11 protein-coding genes and 1 pseudogene are annotated in these 20,939 nt (G+C 34.8%); 5 read left to right on the forward strand and 7 right to left on the reverse strand.

Annotated elements, in window-relative coordinates:
• Positions 1 to 7 precede the first annotated feature (7 nt).
• A complete protein-coding gene (gene papR / locus DPQ31_RS26430; RefSeq protein WP_087971147.1) occupies positions 8 to 154 on the reverse strand; it encodes a quorum-sensing peptide PapR in 147 nt (48 codons plus the stop codon).
• Positions 155 to 243: 89 nt separating this feature from the next.
• Positions 244 to 1,101 carry a helix-turn-helix domain-containing protein gene (locus DPQ31_RS26435; protein WP_097958203.1) on the reverse strand — a complete coding sequence of 286 codons (858 nt, stop codon included), beginning with the start codon at positions 1,099 to 1,101 and terminating at the stop codon, positions 244 to 246.
• Between the two features lie 165 nt (positions 1,102 to 1,266).
• On the opposite strand from DPQ31_RS26435, the gene DPQ31_RS26440 reads away from it, so the two are divergent.
• Entirely contained in the window at positions 1,267 to 3,015 is a 1,749-nt protein-coding gene (locus tag DPQ31_RS26440) for a M4 family metallopeptidase (protein WP_208731232.1), read from the forward strand.
• Between the two features lie 40 nt (positions 3,016 to 3,055).
• On the opposite strand, the gene DPQ31_RS26445 is transcribed toward DPQ31_RS26440, so the two are convergent.
• The 4 genes from DPQ31_RS26445 to DPQ31_RS26460 are packed head-to-tail and all read right to left on the reverse strand — an operon-like array spanning position 3,056 to position 6,419.
• Entirely contained in the window at positions 3,056 to 3,658 is a 603-nt protein-coding gene (locus tag DPQ31_RS26445) for a response regulator transcription factor (RefSeq protein WP_000619274.1), read from the reverse strand.
• Positions 3,655 to 4,785: a sensor histidine kinase gene (locus tag DPQ31_RS26450; RefSeq protein WP_097958199.1), complete on the reverse strand. Its 1,131-nt coding sequence runs from the start codon at positions 4,783 to 4,785 to the stop codon at positions 3,655 to 3,657. The genes DPQ31_RS26445 and DPQ31_RS26450 overlap by 4 nt, the downstream gene beginning before the upstream one ends.
• Positions 4,786 to 5,520 (reverse strand): ABC transporter permease, encoded by a 735-nt coding sequence (locus tag DPQ31_RS26455; RefSeq protein WP_000646291.1) that lies wholly within the window; start codon positions 5,518 to 5,520, stop codon positions 4,786 to 4,788. It abuts the gene before it with no gap.
• Positions 5,517 to 6,419, reverse strand: a complete 903-nt coding sequence (locus DPQ31_RS26460) for an ABC transporter ATP-binding protein (protein ID WP_097958198.1) — start codon at positions 6,417 to 6,419, stop codon at positions 5,517 to 5,519. The genes DPQ31_RS26455 and DPQ31_RS26460 overlap by 4 nt, the downstream gene beginning before the upstream one ends.
• 157 nt (positions 6,420 to 6,576) lie before the next feature.
• Here DPQ31_RS26460 and map point away from each other — a divergent pair, with 157 nt between their 5' ends.
• The 4 genes from map to DPQ31_RS26480 all read left to right on the forward strand — a co-directional run bounded on the left by map (position 6,577) and on the right by DPQ31_RS26480 (position 20,212).
• Positions 6,577 to 7,371: a type I methionyl aminopeptidase gene (map, locus tag DPQ31_RS26465; protein WP_002106654.1), complete on the forward strand. Its 795-nt coding sequence runs from the start codon at positions 6,577 to 6,579 to the stop codon at positions 7,369 to 7,371.
• A 775-nt stretch (positions 7,372 to 8,146) separates the two neighbouring features.
• On the forward strand, positions 8,147 to 17,806 hold the full coding sequence (locus DPQ31_RS26470; protein WP_208731233.1) for a SpaA isopeptide-forming pilin-related protein: 9,660 nt from the start codon (positions 8,147 to 8,149) through the stop codon (positions 17,804 to 17,806).
• A gap of 487 nt (positions 17,807 to 18,293) precedes the next feature.
• On the forward strand, positions 18,294 to 19,694 hold the full coding sequence (locus DPQ31_RS26475; protein WP_098710738.1) for a M28 family metallopeptidase: 1,401 nt from the start codon (positions 18,294 to 18,296) through the stop codon (positions 19,692 to 19,694).
• 146 nt (positions 19,695 to 19,840) lie between these two features.
• Positions 19,841 to 20,212: a hypothetical protein gene (locus tag DPQ31_RS26480; RefSeq protein WP_000738215.1), complete on the forward strand. Its 372-nt coding sequence runs from the start codon at positions 19,841 to 19,843 to the stop codon at positions 20,210 to 20,212.
• Between the two features lie 26 nt (positions 20,213 to 20,238).
• On the opposite strand, the pseudogene DPQ31_RS26485 reads toward DPQ31_RS26480, so the two are convergent.
• A pseudogene (locus DPQ31_RS26485) lies at positions 20,239 to 20,909 on the reverse strand (anti-sigma factor).
• Positions 20,910 to 20,939 lie beyond the last annotated feature (30 nt).

A 20,939-nucleotide genomic window follows, 5' to 3' on the forward strand; every position in this document is an offset into this window, starting at 1 on the left:
TTGTTTTTTAGTACTCATAAGGTACCTCTTGAGCTAATTGTACCTCTTGATCATTATGAGAAATTATTTGGCTTTCCTCTAATGCTATATCTCCTAATGAAATACCCCATGCCATCGCTAACGTTAATAGACTACCAATAAGCAGTTTCTTCATATTCCATCACCTGCATTTTTTCTTTAAATATATCATGAAAATTTATCCACATTTTATGCAATTATGCATATTTGTTTTTTAGGTCTTTTTTATTTTTTCATTTTTTTTATAAGTGATTCTTTTAATGCATGGTTTCCTAACATATCAAAAAAGAAGCATGCTTTTTCGTAAGCATCTTCAATTTCTGCTCTATCACATCCTAGCTTTGCTAGGCATTCACCTTTTCGAAAGTATAGCTGTCCAATCAATGTCATACTATTAATTTGACACGATAGTTCAATAGCTTTATTTGCGTGGCAAAGCGCTTCTTCGTATTGATTATCTGAGTATAATGCTTTTGCATGATTATGTCTCACCTTTACATCAAATTCTTTATTATCATGCAATGTCTCTAACTGTTTTAATATATTTTCAAATAACTCAATAGCCTTCTTCAAATAGCCATTTTCAGCATAAATGTTTGCAATTGCGTTTTCAATATAAAGATTCTGATATACATCTATTCCTGCCAATTGTTGATTGAGCAATTTCTTTAATTCTAAAATACAATATTCGTAATCAATTTTTTTCAATACGTAAGCTGCTACATGATATTGCCATTGAAGAAATTGCTGAAGCTCGGGATGATATTCTTCCTTTTTCAGTTCATTCCATACCCTATTATAAATTTCTTTATATTTTTTTTGCTTACAAAGCATAATAATTCGATCTTTTAACTGCTTATTCCTCTCAATATCAGAATAAATGAGTACCTCATAAAAATGAATAATGGGAACTTGTAATTTTGCTGCTATACCTTGCAATATATCCATACTTGGGTATACCGCACCCGATTCAATTCTACTCACTTCTGATTGATGACATATGTTCTCGGATAACTGTTTTTGTGTTAATCCTCTCATCGCCCTAATTTTCTTAATTTCAATTCCTAATTTTTCTGCGTGCATACTTACTCACCATCCCATTATAACAATCTAATTTTTTGAGTTGTCATACCACTACAATAATGTGAATTCGACAATTTTTGATATGAAATAATGCATAATATATATAAAATCTGGCAAATGTTTCATACAATTCATCTCACATACAATAGATTAGGAGTGTTATAGATGAATTATAGAAAACTTGCTAGTGCATTCGTTACATTCGGTCTCCTTTGTCCTTTATCCACAGAAGCTATTCATGCCCAAGAATTAAACAAAAATGAAGTGAAAGTTGAAATTGCTCAGCCTGGTTTAACAATCGGAAAATTAACAGAACCTCAAAATGATACGAAAGAGAATATTGCTAAAAAATATTTAAAAGGTGAGGTAAACGGGGCTAAAGCTCAACAAGAGCAAGTTACAACTGAAAAAAATGTTGATTTTCAACCTACAAATAAAGAAACAAAAGAAAATCAAACCGAAGTTCGCCTTGCACAAACTTACAAAAAATATAAAGTATATGGCCAAGATCTTATTGTAAACGTAGATAAAAATGGAGTAATTACAACTGTTAGTGGTAAAGTTGTCCAAAATTTAGACCAACAACCTAATCTTACTATAACAAATTTTTTGTCGAAAAATGAAGTAAAATCTAAATTACGCGATATACTTCAAATTCCAAACGATGCGACTGAGACAGAATTCTCCAACGAAACCGTTGTTTATAAGAAAAAAGATGGATATTACACATTTGCAACTGTTATTACCTTTACTTACGAAAATAATGAACAAATTATAAACGGTAATGCAATCCTTGATTTAAAAACTGGCGAGGTACTCTTCCAAGAAAAATTCATTAAAAATAAAGAGAATAAAACTATAAATCAAGTAACATCACCTAGACTATCCCCCACAAGTGAGCACGGAACCGGGAAAAATGCACTTCAAGAAAACATCTCTTTCAATATCGCCAAAGGGACTGACGGAAAATTTTATTTAGCTGATCTATCACGCGGAACTGGCATATATATTTATAATGCAAACTATGCGGACTCTCTCGGCGGATATAGTCAAGCTGGTTATCCAGGGACACTAGTTTCAAGTAGCACTCCTAACTTTGCAGATAAAGAAGCAGCGGGTGCTATGAAGAATATGAGTGATATTTATGACTACTTCAAAAAAGAGCATAATCTAAAAAGTTACGATAATAAAGATTCAAAAGTTATTGCTAGTGTACACGGTTTTGATTCTACTGAAGTTAGTGATGGTGTAAAAGAAGATTATGTAAATGCATTTTGGCACCCTGCTTGGAATCAAATGGTATTTGGTGATGGTTTAAACGGAAAGCTCACTTCAGCCCTTGATGTAACAGCCCATGAATTTGGACATGCTGTATTCAGCGGTACGACAAAGAATAAAATTGTGAGATATCCAAGCGCTGAAACATCTGCGTTAAACGAGGGATTAGCAGATTTTTGGGGCACGCAAATCGAATATTATGTAAAGAAAGATAAGGGAAACTGGATTATGGGTGATACACTAGGTGGCCTAACAATCCGTGACATCCCGGGAGAAATTGGTGACGGTGGTCATAAATTATATACAAACTTACAAGATTTTTATAACGATGGAAATGATCAAGAGTCTCACGTAAATTCTGGTATCATCAGCCACGTATTATATCAATTAGCTGAAGGTAAAACATATAACAATGTTGCTGTTCAAAAACAAGGCAACGAAAAAGTAAGTAAAGTTGTTATGCGTACATTGCAAAATTACGCAACTTCAGCTGAAGATTTTGAATCACTCCAATCCCACATCGTACAAGCTGCAAAAGATTTATACGGAAATGCCGTATCAAATGAATTTGCAAAAGCATTTGAAGCACATGGTTATAAACCATTACAAAAAATAAATAGAGTAATAGAAGTATAATAATAAAAAAGAAGTTTACCGTTCGTAGGTAAACTTCTTTTCATATCCATCCCTTTTCTTCCGCAATTGTAATTGCCTCAATTCTATTTTTCGCGTCGAGCTTCGTTAACACTTCAGAAATATAATTACGTACTGTGCCCGGTGAAAGATAAAGTGTTTTCGCAATTTCATTTGCAGTCTTTCCTTCTTTAGCAAGTAACAATACTTCTTTTTCACGATCTGACAACGGATTTTGCTCCTGCCATAAACCAAACATTAAATCTTGAGAAACTTCTCGTTTTCCCTTCATTACATTACGAATCGCTGCGGCTAAATCTTCACTTGGGCTATCTTTTAACAAATATCCGTGCACACCAGCTTTCATTGCTCGTTCAAAATAACCAGGTCTTGCAAATGTTGTTAAAATCATTACTTTGCATGATGATTTTTCTTTCTTTAAAGTCTCAGCGACATCCAATCCACTTTGAATCGGCATTTCAATATCCATAATACTTACATCTGGCTTTAACGATTCAATTAATTTTAACGCCTCTTCCCCGTTCGCAGCTTGCCCAATCACTTCCATATCATCTTCTAAATCAAGTAGGGCTCCTAATGCACCACGAAGCATCCGTTGATCTTCCGCAATAATAATTCGAATCATACCCTCACCTCATCTTTTCCTGTTCTAATGACAACTGGTACTTTTACTTTTAATAGCGTCCCTGGATGTATCGTATTTAGTTCAACAAATCCATCAATAAGAGCAATTCGCTCTTTCATACCGCGAATACCATTTCCATCATTGCTTTGATCCTCTAAACCAATTCCGTTATCCTCTACTTTCAAAATCAGCTCACCTTGTGATTCTAATACAGAAACTGTACACTGCGTCGCCTTACTATGTTTTACAACATTCGTCACAGCCTCACGTAAACACATTCCTAAAATATTTTGTTCAATTGGTGATAACGAACTTGCACTCGCTTCTTGTTCTATTTCTAATTCAATATTAGCAGCTTGTAAGATCGCTTTTATTTGCTCAAGCTCTTCTTCTACTGTAATCATGCGCATATCAGAAATTAATTCCCTCAGCTGTTTTAAAGCGGTACGAGATGTTTGTGTAATTTCCTTTGCTTCCACACTTGCACGCTCTGGATTTTTTACGATTAACTTCTCAACAAGCTGGCTTTTTAACGTAATAAGAGATAACGTATGACCTAACGTGTCATGAAGATCCCGTGCAATTCGCTGCCGTTCCTCACGTTTTACTAAATCTTTAATTTGCTCATTCGCTTCGTTTAATTGGTTCTTTAACATCTTTTTCTGATTAAAATTACGCATACCAAATGGCGTAAGAAGCATTAAAATAAACATCGGAACGATATTTACTAAATTTGCCGGTGTTAGTTGATTCATATTTACAAATACAAATGCTCCGAGCATTACAACTAACAGACATAGTAGCACTCGAAATGCTTTCTTACTTGGCGCAAAGCCCATCGCACTTGCCGTGAAAAAGCCAAAGAATATCATGAAAGGATTATAAAATATGGCAAATAAAAAGGTTAATATCATTTGAATAAACGCCCACAAAACAAACGTCTTCTGAACAAAATAAAGTTGACGGTATGTGATAATGAAGACTATCAACATACCGATCCCCATTACAAGTTTCCATCCTGATACTTGTGTTAAATTATAAATTGGAAATAACAAATACACGAGCCACATATACGGAAAAAATCCCATATGTTTCGGAAAAACCTCAATCCTCTTCTTCTCTATCATTTATACCGCTTCCTGTCTTTTTCTTATATATATTGATACTACAACAAATATAAGGAAATAACCTCCTAATACCGCGATATTTTCCCATCCAATTGATTTTCCAGCTACAATATCCCACGCACCGCTTCCAAAATGATATGTCGGTGTCCATTCACCAATCGTTCTTAATATTTTCGGGAATACTTCAATCGGCATCCATAACCCGCCAATTACAGCTAAACTCATATTTAAAATATTTGCTAGACCAGCAGCTGCATCCGCCTTCTTAATGGAACCTATTACTGTTCCGAGTGCTAAAAATGGTGTCACACCTAACAATAACCATAATCCAGCACCAATCCATTGTCCTACCGTTAACTCAACATGATTAATTAATATCCCTGCCATAAAAATAACTAAGATTGAAAAAGCATTTACTACTGTTTGAGCGATAATTTTTGCTGTTAAATACGCCCCTTCAGGAAGCGGTGTAATTTTTAGAAGATGTGTCCAACCTTGCCCTCTTTCCTGAGAAAGTCTCACACCAAAACTAAAAAGTGCAGTCCCTACAATACTAAAAGTCGCCATAGAAATTAAATAATGTGCTTTCCACGCATCTCCGTTTTGTGGCACTTGCACAACATTTGTGAAAATGTAGTAAAACATAACTGGCATTAATAATGAGAAAAAGATAAATAATTTATTACGGAACGTACGTAAAATTTCTATTTTGCATTGCATCCATAAAGCTTTCATGCAATTTCCCCCTTTTGATTTGCGACAAACTGTTCAAATGCTTCATCGAGACTTCCACGTTCAACAGAAACATTTGTTACAGGTAGATTCTTCTGATAAATTGCTTGTAGAGTGGCATCTGTATCTTCCGTCGTTAAAGTGAAGCGCCCTTCATTTGACTGTACTTCTGTTACATGCGGTAATTCCTTTAGTAAACTCTTAGGGATTTTTTCTTTAGAATAAAACGAGATGGTTTTTCGAGAAATCGTCGCTTTCATCTCATCCGGTGTGCCATCTGCGATAATCTTTCCGTTCGCAAACAATAAAATACGATTCGCCAACGCATCTGCTTCCTCTAAATAATGTGTTGTTAAAATAATCGTTTTCCCTTCACTTGCTAACTTTTTAATCGTTTCCCAAAACGTTCTTCGAGACGTAATATCCATTCCAACTGTCGGCTCATCTAAAAATAACAAATCTGGATTTCCCGCAAGTGCGAGTGCAAAATTTAATCTTCTTTTTTGCCCACCTGATAACTTTTCACATCTTTGCTTTCGCTCTGATTCCAAATTTGATAACTGTAGTAATGTTTCTTTCGCTACCGGGTTTGTATAATAACTGCGGAATAGCTCAATTGCCTCTTCCACTGTAATGCTATCAATCACACTTACTTCTTGTAACATTGCCCCAAGGCTATTACGAACGCCTCTATGCTTTGGACTCTTTCCAAATATAGAAACTGTCCCTTCTGTAGGATCTTTTAATCCAAGCATCATCGAAATCATCGTCGTCTTCCCCGCACCATTTGGTCCAAGTAATGCTACTATTTCCCCTTTATCCACGTGAAATGAAACGTTACTTACTGCGTTTTTATGTTTAAATGTTTTAGAAACACCATTTATCTCAATAACCTTTTCCATCTCTCCACCCCCGCTGTTTCTTATATTTACATTGTATTCCTTGGAAAAGTTAGGAAACAGTATGATGCGTCATGACATCGATATGACAATTGTCATGTATTCTTTGTGTGAGGAATCAACCCGCATACCGCAAGCGAGTAGCAGGACGAAAATAAACATGATACAATCGGGTAAGATATATATTCGAGGAAGGACAGTGGTTTTCATGATTATTCGTAATGAACAGGATTTAGAAAGCTTACGAAAAATCGGCCGCATCGTTGCGCTTGCACGTGAAGAAATGAAAAAAGAAGCGAAGCCAGGTATGACAACGAAAGAGCTTGATTTGATCGGTAAAAAAGTATTAGATGAGCATGGTGCTATTTCTGCACCTGAAAAAGAATATGATTTCCCTGGTGTAACTTGCATTAGTGTAAATGAAGAAGTTGCTCACGGCATTCCAGGAGATCGTGTATTAAAAGAAGGCGACTTAGTAAACGTCGACGTATCTGCCGCACTTGATGGTTATTATGCAGATACGGGTATCTCATTTGTACTTGGGAAAGACGAAGAAAAAGAAAAACTTTGCCAAGCAGCTGTTGACGCATTTTGGGCAGCAATGAAAAAAGTTAAAGCTGGTTCAAAACAAAATCAAATTGGTCGTGCGGTTTCAAACTTCGCACATAAAAGTGGATACAATGTTATTCAAAACTTAACTGGTCATGGTATCGGTCTTAGTTTACATGAAGCACCAAACCACATTTTAAGCTATTATGATCCAATGGATAGTGCGCTTCTAAAAGACGGTCTTGTTATCGCTGTAGAGCCATTTATCTCTATGAAAGCTGATCATATTATCGAACGCGGTGATGACGGTTGGACATTCGTTACTCCTGACAAAAGCCTTGTTGCACAATGTGAACATACAGTTGTCGTAACACGTGGTGAGCCGATAATTTTAACAGAAATATAATACGGAAAAACGACTGTTTTGTAGATTGATTCTACATAAAACAGTCGTTTTTTCATTTTTGGAAAATATATGAAGTATTGTTGAACTCTTTATCATTTAAGTATATAATCTTTAGCGGAGGTTATTTAGGCTTATCTTTACTAAAAAGATATTGTCGCTAAGAAGTAACGTACCTTCTTTTTTATTATTTAAAACAGTTTCAAAAATGACCGCAGTAACGGATTAGTCGAATATTATGTAATCCTTATATTCCTCTAACAATGTAAGAAACAATCGAATTTCCACTTCGGTCCACTAATCGTAAAACTCTTTTTAGGCAAAATAGATGACTATTTTCAAAGTATATATTTTCTTCATTCTGACCAAAATCAACCCTATCTAGATTTTTATTTCCACATAAACTTAAGGCAAAAGCAAGCCTTCACAAAGGGATACATTACTTTGGTTAGCATGTATCGTAAAACTTACCTTTATAACCATTCTTTTTATTAGATTCACATGAAAACTCTCACCTATAAAGGTCTGATATCATTTTTATATCAGTATTTTTTTCGACATTTTTTGTCGAATTGTGTATATTTCCATAGAAATGCGTAAATATACATTTTGTTTTACGTTAAATAACACTACATTGAATTCATCTTTTTTGTCGGAGAACGCGTATAGAAATGGAGGGATAGCAAAAACAAATCGCTTATAACAAATACTTTTAATATTCCATTTGTTCATGTGGAATAAGTCCCCAATGGACAAAGGAATGTACAGAGGAGGAACAATGAAAAAACTTTTCAATATATGTTTAACTGTATTCGTACTATTTTCGCAGCTTGCTAGTTTTCCATACAATCAAGTAAGAGCGGAAACCTTAACAGGGGATTCATTATTTGACACTGTTGAAATGAAAGATGCAACTAATCATATTATTGACGAAGCAAAAAATCCTAACAACTTAATAAAGATAGGATCAACCATTCAAGTTGAATACGCTTGGTCAATAAAAGATAAACAAGTTGTACATGCAAACGAGACAGCAGTACTTCAAATACCACTTGCATTGAAAGTATCTAAAGATTTGCAAGGGGATTTAGTAGCAGACCAAAAAAATATTGGTCAATATTTTATAACAGCTAAAGATAATAAATTAAAGCTACTATTTAATGATCAAGTAGAAACTTCAAAAGGTGCTAAAGGAAAAATTAAACTTGATACTGTATTTAACCCAACTTTAACAACTGGAGAAAAATCAGTTCAAATTGCTTTTCCTCTAGGAACAATGCTTCATCCTATTTCAGTTCCTGTTCAAGTAGAAGATTCTAAAGAAGATGTAACCAAACAGGATACTAATAAACAAGCGCAAGATCCAGTAGCTAAACCTGTTACTGGTAATCCGGAGCAAAATCCAACAGCTAAACCTGTTACTGACAATCCAGAGCAAAATCCAGCAACTAAACCTGTTACTGACAATCCGGAACAAAATCCAGCAGCTAAACCTGTTACTGACAATCCGGAGCAAGATCCAGCAACTAAACCTGTTACTGACAATCCGGAACAAAATCCAGCAGCTACGCAAGCCACTGACAACCCAGAACAAAAACTAGCAAGCAACCCTGCTGAGAATACAAATTCAGGTCCAAAGCAAATAACAACAAACATTTTAACAGGTGTAAAGTTAACGGACAAAGACGGAAAACCATTTACAGAGGATAACCGTCCAAGTACAGATTCCCCTGCCAACATTGAGTTTACATGGGAACTTTTAAAATCAATGAATGTCAAAAGTGGAGATTACTATATTTTTGATCTTCCTAAACATTTTAAGATTTACAATACAATTAACAGTCCTTTATACGATAGCGAAAGCAACACAATTGGGAACTTTACTGTTACAAAAGAGGGAAAGGTCACAATGACATTCAACGATTATGTTGAAGAACATCCAGATCTTGTCGGTAACCTACAATTAAAGACAGAATTTAATAAAGCTGAAATTAAAGGTACAACAACACAAGAAATTCCTTTCCCAATTAAAGATAAAGATGTTTCTATTACAGTTGACTTTAAGCCTAATGTCCAAACAGCTACGAATAAAAAAGGGTTACCTGATAGGCCAATTAATACAAATGAAATTAATTGGACAGTAGAGATGAATAAAACGAAAGATAAGCTTAAAAACGCTATTTTTAAAGATAACATCCCACAAGGTACAAGCTTAAATAAAGATTCTATTAAAGTTTATTATTTAGAAGTTGATGTTAATGGGAACGCAACACGTGGTGCAGAAGCTGATCCAGCAGATTACAAAATCACTTCATCAGATGGTTCAAAATTAGAGATTGCTTTTAAAGATAACATCGATAAAGCATACCAAATCGAATATACCACAAAAATTACTGATGAAAATGTTGAAAATTTCCAAAATAACGTTACGATAACGAGTGATAATCAAAAGCAACAAAACGCAAGCTCTACTGTAACGGTTTCTCGTGGTACACATTTAAACAAAACGAGTAAATATGATCCAAAGACGCAAATGATTGAATGGACAATTACTTACAATGGTGATCAAAGAGATATCAAAAAAACAGATGCAATTTTAAAAGATGTTTTTGGCGCTGCACATGTACTAGATGAAAATTCTATTGTCGTGAAAAATGCTTCATATGATGATAAAGGAAAGCTTGTAACAGGAGACGCTGTTACTAATTACACTGTAAGTAAAAAGAAAAATGGATTCGACCTACAGTTTAATGAGGATATTAATAGTGCTTATGTAATTACCTATAAAACAAAGCCAACTGGTAACGTCATAACAGATGGAAAAGTAAAAAATACAGTTACAGCTGATAATGGTTCAAGTAAAGAAAATGAAGCCGGCTTCAAGCAGCAAAATATTATTAAATCTAATAATAAAGCTGAAACAAACTATAAAGACAAAACAACAACTTGGACAATTATAGTAAATAATAACAACTATCCATTAAACAACGCGATCATTACGGATACCTTTGATCATGGTGGATTGCAATTAAAAGATAAGAAATTAGAAATTAAAGACGGAGATTATACTCTTCAAGCTGGGACTGACTATGTTTTAGATGTGACGGATAAAGGTTTCAACATTACCCTTATAGGTACATATCAGTCTAATATGACAAAGACATTAGTTGTAAAATATACAACAGACTTTGACTATACAAAATTGGAAAGTGGTAAAACTTCCTTTAAAAATACAGGTAACATATCTTGGATAGATGCAGATTCCAACAAACAATCAAATAAAGATGCAGCTAATTTTGATCCTGATGCTTTCACAAAGGCGAATGGGTATAAATACGGTTCTTATAACGCCCAAACAAAAGAAATCACTTGGATAATAGGCTTTAATTATAATAACGTTGAGATTAAAGATCCTTATGTTATAGACGTAATACAAGATAAACAAAAGTTAGTACCAGGATCCATCGAAGTGCGCGACATGATTTTAAATGGAAGTCCGGATAACGCAAAACCTGGTAATGCTGTACCGACTGAGCAATATGAACTTGAAGAGCCTACAGATAAAAATAAAAACACCCTAAAGGTTCATTTCAAACAATCAATTAATTCACCTTATTATATTATCTTTAAAACAAGTCTTGATGGTGAGCTTATCCAAGGTACCTACAAAAACGAGGCAGAGTTAAAAGATGGCTCTAAAATTGTTAACACTCTTAAAGGTGATGCTCAAGTAAATAAAGGTGATAGCTTTGTCACAAAAAAAGCTGTACAAGATGACAACTATATTAATTGGAGTATTGCAATTAACGAAAGCCAATCAACCATTGCAGACGCAGTTGTAACAGACGATCCAACAGACAATCAGGTACTTGTGGACGATTCATTCCACTTATATCCTACAACTGTCGATCCATATGGAAATTTAACAAAAGATACAGCAAATGAATTAAAACAAGGAACAGACTATAAGTTAAAGATCACAACAGACAATAATACAGGAAAGCAACATTTCGAAATTGCCTTCTTGAAAAAAATTGATCGAGCTTATATTTTAGAATATCGTTCACTTATTAATGCAGACGATAAAGAAAAAGTAAGTAATAAAGCGAAAATCGCAGGCAATAAGTTAACAGTAACAAATACAGAAACTACCGAAACGATTGAAGTACGAATGTCTTCTGGTTCGGGCGGAGGATCTGCTACTAAAGGTCGTGGAAACCTTGAAATTATAAAGGTAGATAATGACAATAAGAACGCACCATTGGCCGGGGCAGAATTTACTTTATACGATCGTACAGGGAAAACTGTTATCCGTAAAATCACAACAGACAAAGACGGGATTGCTAAATTTAATAACTTAAAACGCGATAAATATTTATTAAAAGAAACAAAAGCTCCTGAAGGCTATGTAATTAGCTGGGATTTAAAACAAGGGAAAATCGTGGAACTTGGTACACAAGAGACTACAACATATACACTTGCAAATAAGAAATTTGTCGGGAAAGTAGTTTTAACAAAATCTGATGACCTGAATAAAAACGTAACACTGCAAGGTGCCGTTTTCACACTACTTGATAAAGACAAAAAAGTAATTTCAGAACACAAAGAATTAACAACAAATAATAACGGACAAATTATTATAGATAAACTAAAGCCAGGAACTTACTACTTACAAGAAACGAAGGCTCCTGAGCATTATCAACTAGATAGCAAACTAATTCGCTTTACTATCTCTGAAGATCAAACAACAATAGTAAACCGAACTGCGACAAATAGTTTAACTAAAGGATCTGCTCTTTTAACAAAAGTTGATAATCATAATAAAACTTTAGCAGGGGCAGAGTTTACTGTTCAAGATCGCAACGGAAAAAATATTACTGGATATGAGAAATTAACAACAAATGAACATGGACAAATCGAAGCAAAAGATTTACGTCCTGGTAAATACCAATTTGTCGAAACAAAAGCTCCTGAGCATTATGAATTAGACAAAACACCTATCCTATTTGAAATAGAAAAAAGCCAAACTACAGCAGCTTCTGTTAAAGCAAAAAACACTTTAATTAAAGGTGGCGTGACTTTAACAAAAATTGATGATGTTGATGGTACTACCCTTGAAGGTGCGGTATTCAAAATTGTTAACGACAAAAACGAAGACGTGCGTACAAACTTAAAAACGGAAAAAGATGGAACCTTATCCATTAAAGATTTAGAGCCTGGTGAGTATCAATTTATTGAAACAACACCACCTAAATACTATGACTTAAATAAAGAACCAATTCCGTTTACAATCGAGAAAAGTCAAACAAGTATCATTCCAATTACTGCAAAAAACAGTTTAACAACTGGTGCCGTTGAGTTAGTAAAAGTCGACGAATTTGATAAAAAGGCTCCTCTTGCTGGAGCTATGTTCAAAATTGTTAATGAAAAGAATGAAGACGTTCGTATGGATTTAACTACCGATACAAACGGAACTATTAAAGCTTCTGACTTACGTCCAGGCAAATATAAATTTATTGAAACGAAAGCTCCTGAACATTATGAACTGCGATCAACACCAATTGAATTTACAATTGAAAAAGGTCAAAAAACATCGATTGTTATTACAGCTGAAAATGGTCTATTACCAGGCGATGTTGAACTAACAAAAGTCGATGATGTTGATGGCACTGCACTTACAGGTGCCGTTTTCAAAATTGTTAATAACAAAAATGAAGATGTCCGTACAGAATTAGTTACGAATCAAGAAGGTAAAATTATTGCTACTGGTTTACGTCCAGGTAACTATAAATTTATCGAAACGAAAGCTCCTGAGCATTACGACTTAAATAAAAAACCGATTGAATTTACAATTAAGGAAAGCCAAGCAACTGCTATTAACGTTACTGCTAAAAACAGCTTAACAAAAGGCGGTATCGAGCTAACAAAAGTTAACGCTGCAGATGAAAAGGAAACACTTGAAGGTGCAGTATTTAAAATTGTAGATGCAAATGATGATACAAAGGTAATTCATAAAGACCTTGTTACGAATAGTGATGGAAAGTTAGTGGTGGACGACTTACGCCCTGGTAACTATAAACTAATCGAAACAAAGGCCCCTACTTATTACGATGTAAATGTAGAACCAATTGAATTTACAATCGAAAAAGGGCAACAAAAGCTAATTCCACTTACATTTAAAAATAGTTTGACGAAAGGGAAAGTTAAACTAATTAAAGAAGATGATGTGGAAAGCAGTATAGCTCTTGCTGGCGCGGTATTCACATTACAAGACGCAACTGGCAACGAAATTATGAAAGATTTAAAAACAGATGATTATGGAGTACTAGTTATTCCAGATTTAGCACCAGGTGATTACCAATTTATTGAAACAGAAGCTCCTGAACATTATAAGTTAGACAAAAAACCTATTAAGTTCACAATTAAAAAAGGTAGCAAGGAAGATCTTCCTATCCCTGTTACTGTAAAAAATAGTTTACTTACAGGTGGTGTCACTTTAACTAAAGTTGATGATGTTGATGGCACTACTCTTGAAGGTGCAGAATTTATAATTGTTGACGCTCATGATACTAAAAAGGTAATTCGCACAGGTTTAACGACTGATAAACAAGGTAAAATTACTGCTTCTGATTTACGTCCTGGAGACTATCAATTTGTTGAAGTAAAAGCTCCAAAAGACTATACCTTAAGCAACGACCCTATTCCGTTCACTATCGAAAAAAGTCAAAAAGAAAATATTAATGTTACTGCTACTAACAGCTTAAAGAAAGGTGTAGTAACATTAACAAAAATCGATGACATCGATCGCACGATGCTCGAAGGTGCAATCTTTAAGATTGTTGATATGAATGGTAAGGAAGTTCATACGAATCTTGTTACAGATAAAAACGGAAAAATTTCTGTTTCTGATTTACGCCCTGGAGACTATCAGTTCATTGAAACAAAAGCTCCTGAGCACTATGTATTAGATGAAACAACGATTCCATTTACAATTGAAAGAAGTCAAACGAAAGAGATCAATGTTACAGGCAAAAATGCTTTGAAAAAAGGTAGCGTTGAACTAACAAAGATTGACAATATTGATATAAATACAAAACTTGCTAACGCCGTATTTAATTTATTAGATGCAGACGGAGAGCTAGTTGAAGAAGGCTTAAAAACAAATGATGAAGGTAAAATTGTTGTTGAAAATCTACGTCCTGGTACGTATCAATTCGTTGAAACAATTGCTCCTGAACATTACGATTTAGATAAAAAACCTATCGTATTTACAATTAAAAAGAACCAAACTGAAACTCTTCATGTCACTGCTACAAATACTTTAACAAAGGGTGCAGTTAAACTTTCTAAAGTAGATGATGTTGATGGCACTGTTCTTAAAGATGCAGCATTTAAAATTGTTAATATGAACGGTGATGTAGTTCATAAAGACCTTGTTACAAATGAACAAGGAATAATCGAAATTAACGACCTACGTCCTGGTGATTACCAATTCATCGAAACGAAAGCCCCTAAGCATTACGTTTTAGATGAAACACCAATCAAATTCACTATTGAAAAAGGACAGAAGAAAGCAATTTCTTTAACTGCTACAAATAGCTTAAAACAAGGTAGTATCGAATTACTTAAAGTTGATGATTTAAACAATCAAACAAAACTTGCCGATGCGGTATTTAATTTACTAGATCAAGATGGCAAAGTACTTAAAACAGATTTAAAAACAAACGGTGAAGGTAAAATCGTTGTTGAAAACTTACGTCCTGGTACGTATCAATTTGTCGAAACAACGGCTCCTGAACATTATGATTTAGACAAAAAGCCAATTGTATTTACAATCGAAAAAAGCCAGAAAACTATTGCTACTGTTACTATGAAAAATAGTTTAACAAAAGGCGGCGTGGAACTTGCTAAAGTGGATGACGTCGATGGCACTACTCTTGAAGGCGCAGTATTTAAAATTGTTGATATGAATGGTACTGTAATTCGCAAAGACCTTATTACGAATCAAAAAGGTAAAATCAGCGTTTCTGACCTACGTCCTGGTAGTTATCAATTTATCGAGACAACAGCTCCGAAACACTACGATTTAAATAAAGAACCGATTTCATTCACAATCACAAAGAGCCAAGCAGACCCTATCTCTGTTACAGCTACCAATGGCTTAACAAAAGGCGCTGTAGAGCTTTCTAAATTGGATGACGTTGATGGCAATGCTCTTAAAGGTGCAATATTTAAAATCGTTGATATGAACGGTAACGATGTTCACACTGATCTTACAACAGATGCACACGGAAAAATTTCTGTTTCTCATTTACGTCCGGGAGACTATCAGTTTATTGAAACAAAAGCTCCTGAACACTATAACTTAAACGAAACACCAATTAAATTTACAGTTAAGAAAAGCCAAAAAGAAACACTGCAAGTTACTGCTACTAACAGCTTAACTGAAGGTGCTGTAGAATTAATTAAAGTAGATGATGTAAATCAAGATATAACACTTTCTGGTGCGGCATTTAACATCATTGATGCGAAAGGTAATGTTGTTCGCACTGATTTAACTACTAACCAAGAAGGTAAAATTTCTGTTTCTCATTTACGCCCAGGAGACTATCAGTTTATTGAAACAAAGGCTCCGAAAGATTACGATTTAAATAAAACACCGATCAGTTTCACTATCGAGAAAAGCCAACTAGCTCACGTTTCTGTTACCGCTAAAAACGGCCTAACAAAAGGCGGCGTGGAATTAACAAAAGTTGACTCTGTAAATACGAAAGAAAAACTTGAAGGTGCGGTATTTAAAATTACTGATATGAATGGTAACGACATTCGTACGAATTTAGTTACAAATAAAGATGGGAAAATCATCGCGAAAGACCTACAACCAGGAGACTATCAATTTATTGAAACAAAAGCTCCTAAACATTACGACTTAAATGAAGAACCAATTAAATTCACAATCGAAAAAAGTCAAACAAAACATGTCTTCGTTACAGCTATTAATAGCTTAACGAAAGGTAGTGTGGAGTTAATTAAAGTTGATGATGTCAAGCAAAACACAACACTTGAAGGTGCAGTATTTAAAATTGTTAACAAGGATGGGCATGACGTCCGTACCGATTTAACTACTGATAAAAATGGCCGTTTAGTCGTTGATAACTTACCACCGGGAGACTATGAGTTTATCGAAACGAAAGCTCCTGAACACTATGACTTAAACGAAACACCGATTAAGTTCACAGTTAAAAAAGGTCAAGAAAAAATCGCTTCTGTTACCGCTACTAACAGCTTAACAAAAGGCGCTGTCGAACTTTCTAAAGTGGATGATATCGATGGTTCTGCTCTTGAGGGCGCTATCTTTAAAATCGTCGATGACAAAAACAATGATGTTCATACTAACTTAACTACCGATAACAACGGGAAAATTATTGTTTCTGATTTACGTCCGGGAGACTATCAGTTCATTGAAACGAAAGCTCCGAAACATTATGTCTTAAATCAAACTCCTATCAAGTTTACTGTTGAAAAGAGTCAAACAGCTAAAGCTTCTGTTACTGTTACTAACAGCTTAACGAAAGGCGCAGTTGAATTAACTAAGCTTGACGACATCGACAGCACTACTCTTGAAGGGGCTATCTTTAAAATTGTTGATTCTAACGGACTTGATGTTCGTACTGATTTAACTACTGATAAAGATGGGAAAATTACTGTTTCTGATTTACGTCCAGGAGACTATCAATTCATTGAAACGAAAGCTCCTACTGGATATGATTTAAATGCTAATCCTAATCCAATTCCTTTCACAATCACGAAAGGACAATCTCAAATTGCCTCTGTTACAGCTCTAAATAGTTTAACAAAGGGTTCAATTAAGTTAACTAAAGTTGATATTGATCACCGCGGAACACTTGAAGGTGCCATTTTCAATATTTTAGATCAAGACGGAAAAATAATTCGAGAAGGTTTAAAAACAGACGGGCATGGTAAATTAATCGTAAATAATTTGAAGCCTGGTAATTATCAATTAGTGGAAACAAAGGCTCCTGAAGGCTATCAATTAGATGCATCACCAATAAACTTTACAATTGAAAAAGCTCAAGCTGCGCCACTACAACTTACAGTTTCAAATAAAAAGATTGAATCTTCTTCAGGTGGAGATAACAAGCCAGTTACTCCTCCAAATAAAGAAGAAAATCAAGGAAATGAAACATCCGAAGAACAAGGCAATAAAATGTCTGAGGAAAACGGAAACGGAACTTCTGAAAAACAATCAAAAGAAACTGATGACAAACAAGCTAACAAACCGCAAAATGATCGAAATACGGATAAACACCTTCCAAACACAGGTCATAAAGAAGATCCTACACAAGCAGTAGGTATTGTTCTTCTACTCGCTGGATTGTTAAGCATTTTAGCTACAAAACGAAAAAAAAATTATTAATTTTTTTCACATCCAATTAATCTCTCAATTGATTGGATGTTTTTTTATACAAAAAAGACGATACATAAAGTATCGTCTTTTTAACGGGGTGAGGCTGTCCAAAAGTACGGAAAACCTTTGAACAGCCTCGTATTTTCATATGGATGCCTTACATATATCACTGATGATAATTATGAAATGCGGAAACATATTTATCATCATATGATTCAAACATGAGAAAAGAAACCCTACAGTGGATTCTTTTCTCTACATAATCTAAAGTTTGGGTACACTAGATTCATGCAATGTAGGAGCTTTCCAAGCAGAAAGCTAACCTTCATTTAAGATGATAGCATACATATCTCCACCAAAAATATGCAAATATGCATATAGCATTTTTATTTCTCAATGTCAGAATATTGAAAAATAAATGGTGCACAGGTAAAATAAAGTCGTTATCCGTCTTCTTTTGTCAGTCAGAGAGAATAGAAGAATGGGAGAGGAAAAAATGATAAAATCGTTGAAACAAAAAATGGTAAGCTCTTTACTTGCCTTATCACTTGCTGTCGGTTTAGCTCCAATCGGACAAGCAAAAGCTGATTCCACCTCAGAAATTACACAGACTCCATCTATTACAAAACAAATTGATGCAAACCGTGCCATCGAACATATCCGTTTCTTATCCGAAACAATTGGTCCTCGCCCTGGTGGAACAAAGTCTGAAGAATGGGCTTCTCGCTACATTGGTATGCAACTTAAGTCGATGGGCTATGAAGTTGAATATCAGCCATTTCAAGTGCCGGATCAGTACGTTGGATTTATCGAATCGCCATTATCCACAAAACGTAATTGGCAAGCCGGTGCTGCTCCTAATGCATTAATTTCTACAGAGGCTGTTACAGCCCCTCTTATCTTTGTTAAAGGTGGAACAAAATTAGCGGATATTCCAAATGAAGTTAATGGTAAAATTGTTCTATTCGAAAGAGGAACAACGGTAGCAGACTATAATAAACAAGTTGAAAATGCTGTTAGTAAAGGTGCAAAAGGCGTTCTTTTATACAGTTTAATTGGGGGGCGTGGAAACTACGGACAAACTTTCAATCCCCGCTTAATGAAAAAACAGTCTGTTCCTGTATTTGGTCTTGCTTACGCTCAAGGAAATGCATTTAAAGAAGAAATTGCGAAAAAAGGAACGACAATCCTTTCTTTAAAAGCTAGACATGAATCTAATTTAACTTCTCTAAATGTTATTGCGAAAAAGAAACCAAAAAATAGTACAGGTAATGAAAAAGCTGCCGTTATAAGTTCACACTATGATAGCGTCGTTGGAGCACCTGGTGCCAACGATAATGCTTCTGGGACTGGATTGGTATTAGAATTAGCTCGTGCTTTGCAAAATGTAGAAACTGATAAAGAAATTCGTTTTATTACTTTCGGCTCCGAGGAAACTGGATTACTTGGTTCAGACCATTATGTAAATAGCCTATCTCAGAAAGAACGTGACCGTATTTTAGGTGTCTTTAACGCTGATATGGTTGCAACAAATTATGATAAAGCAAAAAATTTATACGCTATGACACCTGATGGTTCTACAAATCTTGTAACAGATGCAGCCCTGCAAGCGGGTAAACAATTAAATAATAACCTCGTTCTTCAAGGAAAATTCGACTCTAGTGATCACGTACCGTTTGCTGAAGTTGGTATTCCTGCCGCTCTATTTATTTGGATGGGTGTCGATAGCTGGAATCCATTAATCTATCATATTGAAAAGGTATACCATACACCTCAAGATAATGTGTTAGAAAACATTTCGCCTGAACGTATGAAAATGGCATTAGACGTTATCGGGACAGGAGTTTATAATACACTTCAAACACCTGTTACTCAAACTGAACAGAAGGCCGCTTAATGCTTTAAAAGACCACTGAGTTTATCGGTGGTTTTTTATTGAGAAAAAATATATATGCATAAAAGCATATTTTCTCCTATGTATTATCGTATACAATATTAACTGTAACAAAAATGATTACAACTAATAAGGAGGCTTTTTCTACTATGAAAAAAATGATTTTAGCAGGTGCGTTAACTTTAGCAGGAATTACTGGAGCTACCGCCTTTATTCCAGAAACAAAGGCTGCCGCCGCTCAAGAACAAAGCTTTACAAAATTTTATTCTTTGCAAACTGGAAGTAGTTCCGAACAAGAACCTATTTTCCTTCAAAAAGGACAAGAACTAACAATTCATCCTAACAGCAAAACTCCTAGTTACAGTGTTTATGACTCAAATCATAACCTTATTGGGCGTTATTCTGATGGTTACGGCAGAATTTTCGCTGCAAAAACAGATGGAAATATGTATGTCCAATTTCATGCACCTTACGTATACTATAGTCCTGTTAGTTTTTCTGTTACTTATACAATTCAATAAAAAGGAGGCCCTTTATAGGGCCTCTCTTATTGCTCTTTCCAATTCACTTTTACAAATCCATCTTTCACCATGAAACCACTTATATTAAATACGTACTTTTCGTTTGCCTTCAATGTAACTGTAAAAGTACCTTTTTTCGATTCACAGATTCTTTTAACTCTTTCATACTTTCCGCTTGTCTTTCATACAAACTAAAGCATAAGTTACCACGTCTTGCATCTGTTTCATAAAAAAATGTTACTTCTGTATCTTTTTCGTACTCAAGCTCAATGTCTTTCCCCGCAGTATCCCATGATGAGAACTTGGCCTCGTAACTTGCCTCTCCTTGCTTCTCGCTTTCTAAATATATATCTCCGGCTTTCCACGTATCATCTAACGTTTGGACAAAAGCAAAGCCACTGAGTAATACAAACATTACACTTGCAAATATGGCAACTAACGTTATTTTTTGTTTTTTCATACCCTTCATCATATGTTCTCCTTCTACTCTCTTTTTACTTCTTCGCATCATATATAACAAAACTCCAATAAAGAATGGTAATAGAATCGATACCACACTCCACCACTTACTTATTCCATGCGTTTTTGCATCTGTATATACCCATGATGCTATACATACTAAAAGTGCTATAAAAGCAAAAAGCATTGTAACTCCTGCCACCTCAAATATCACAAATGGATTAGCGAACTCTTTCATATATTTGTTTGATAAAAATTATATTTTTTT

Source organism: Bacillus sp. COPE52 (genome assembly GCF_003355115.1).
GTDB lineage: Bacteria > Bacillota > Bacilli > Bacillales > Bacillaceae_G > Bacillus_A > Bacillus_A toyonensis.

Coding starts and splice junctions, on each gene's coding strand:
- papR (WP_087971147.1), bottom strand. CDS start 154: ATGAAGAAACTGCTTATTGGTAGTCTATTAACGTTAGCGATGGCATGG.
- DPQ31_RS26435 (WP_097958203.1), bottom strand. CDS start 1,101: ATGCACGCAGAAAAATTAGGAATTGAAATTAAGAAAATTAGGGCGATG.
- DPQ31_RS26440 (WP_208731232.1), top strand. CDS start 1,267: ATGAATTATAGAAAACTTGCTAGTGCATTCGTTACATTCGGTCTCCTT.
- DPQ31_RS26445 (WP_000619274.1), bottom strand. CDS start 3,658: ATGATTCGAATTATTATTGCGGAAGATCAACGGATGCTTCGTGGTGCA.
- DPQ31_RS26450 (WP_097958199.1), bottom strand. CDS start 4,785: ATGATAGAGAAGAAGAGGATTGAGGTTTTTCCGAAACATATGGGATTT.
- DPQ31_RS26455 (WP_000646291.1), bottom strand. CDS start 5,520: ATGAAAGCTTTATGGATGCAATGCAAAATAGAAATTTTACGTACGTTC.
- DPQ31_RS26460 (WP_097958198.1), bottom strand. CDS start 6,419: ATGGAAAAGGTTATTGAGATAAATGGTGTTTCTAAAACATTTAAACAT.
- map (WP_002106654.1), top strand. CDS start 6,577: ATGATACAATCGGGTAAGATATATATTCGAGGAAGGACAGTGGTTTTC.
- DPQ31_RS26470 (WP_208731233.1), top strand. CDS start 8,147: ATGAAAAAACTTTTCAATATATGTTTAACTGTATTCGTACTATTTTCG.
- DPQ31_RS26475 (WP_098710738.1), top strand. CDS start 18,294: ATGATAAAATCGTTGAAACAAAAAATGGTAAGCTCTTTACTTGCCTTA.
- DPQ31_RS26480 (WP_000738215.1), top strand. CDS start 19,841: ATGAAAAAAATGATTTTAGCAGGTGCGTTAACTTTAGCAGGAATTACT.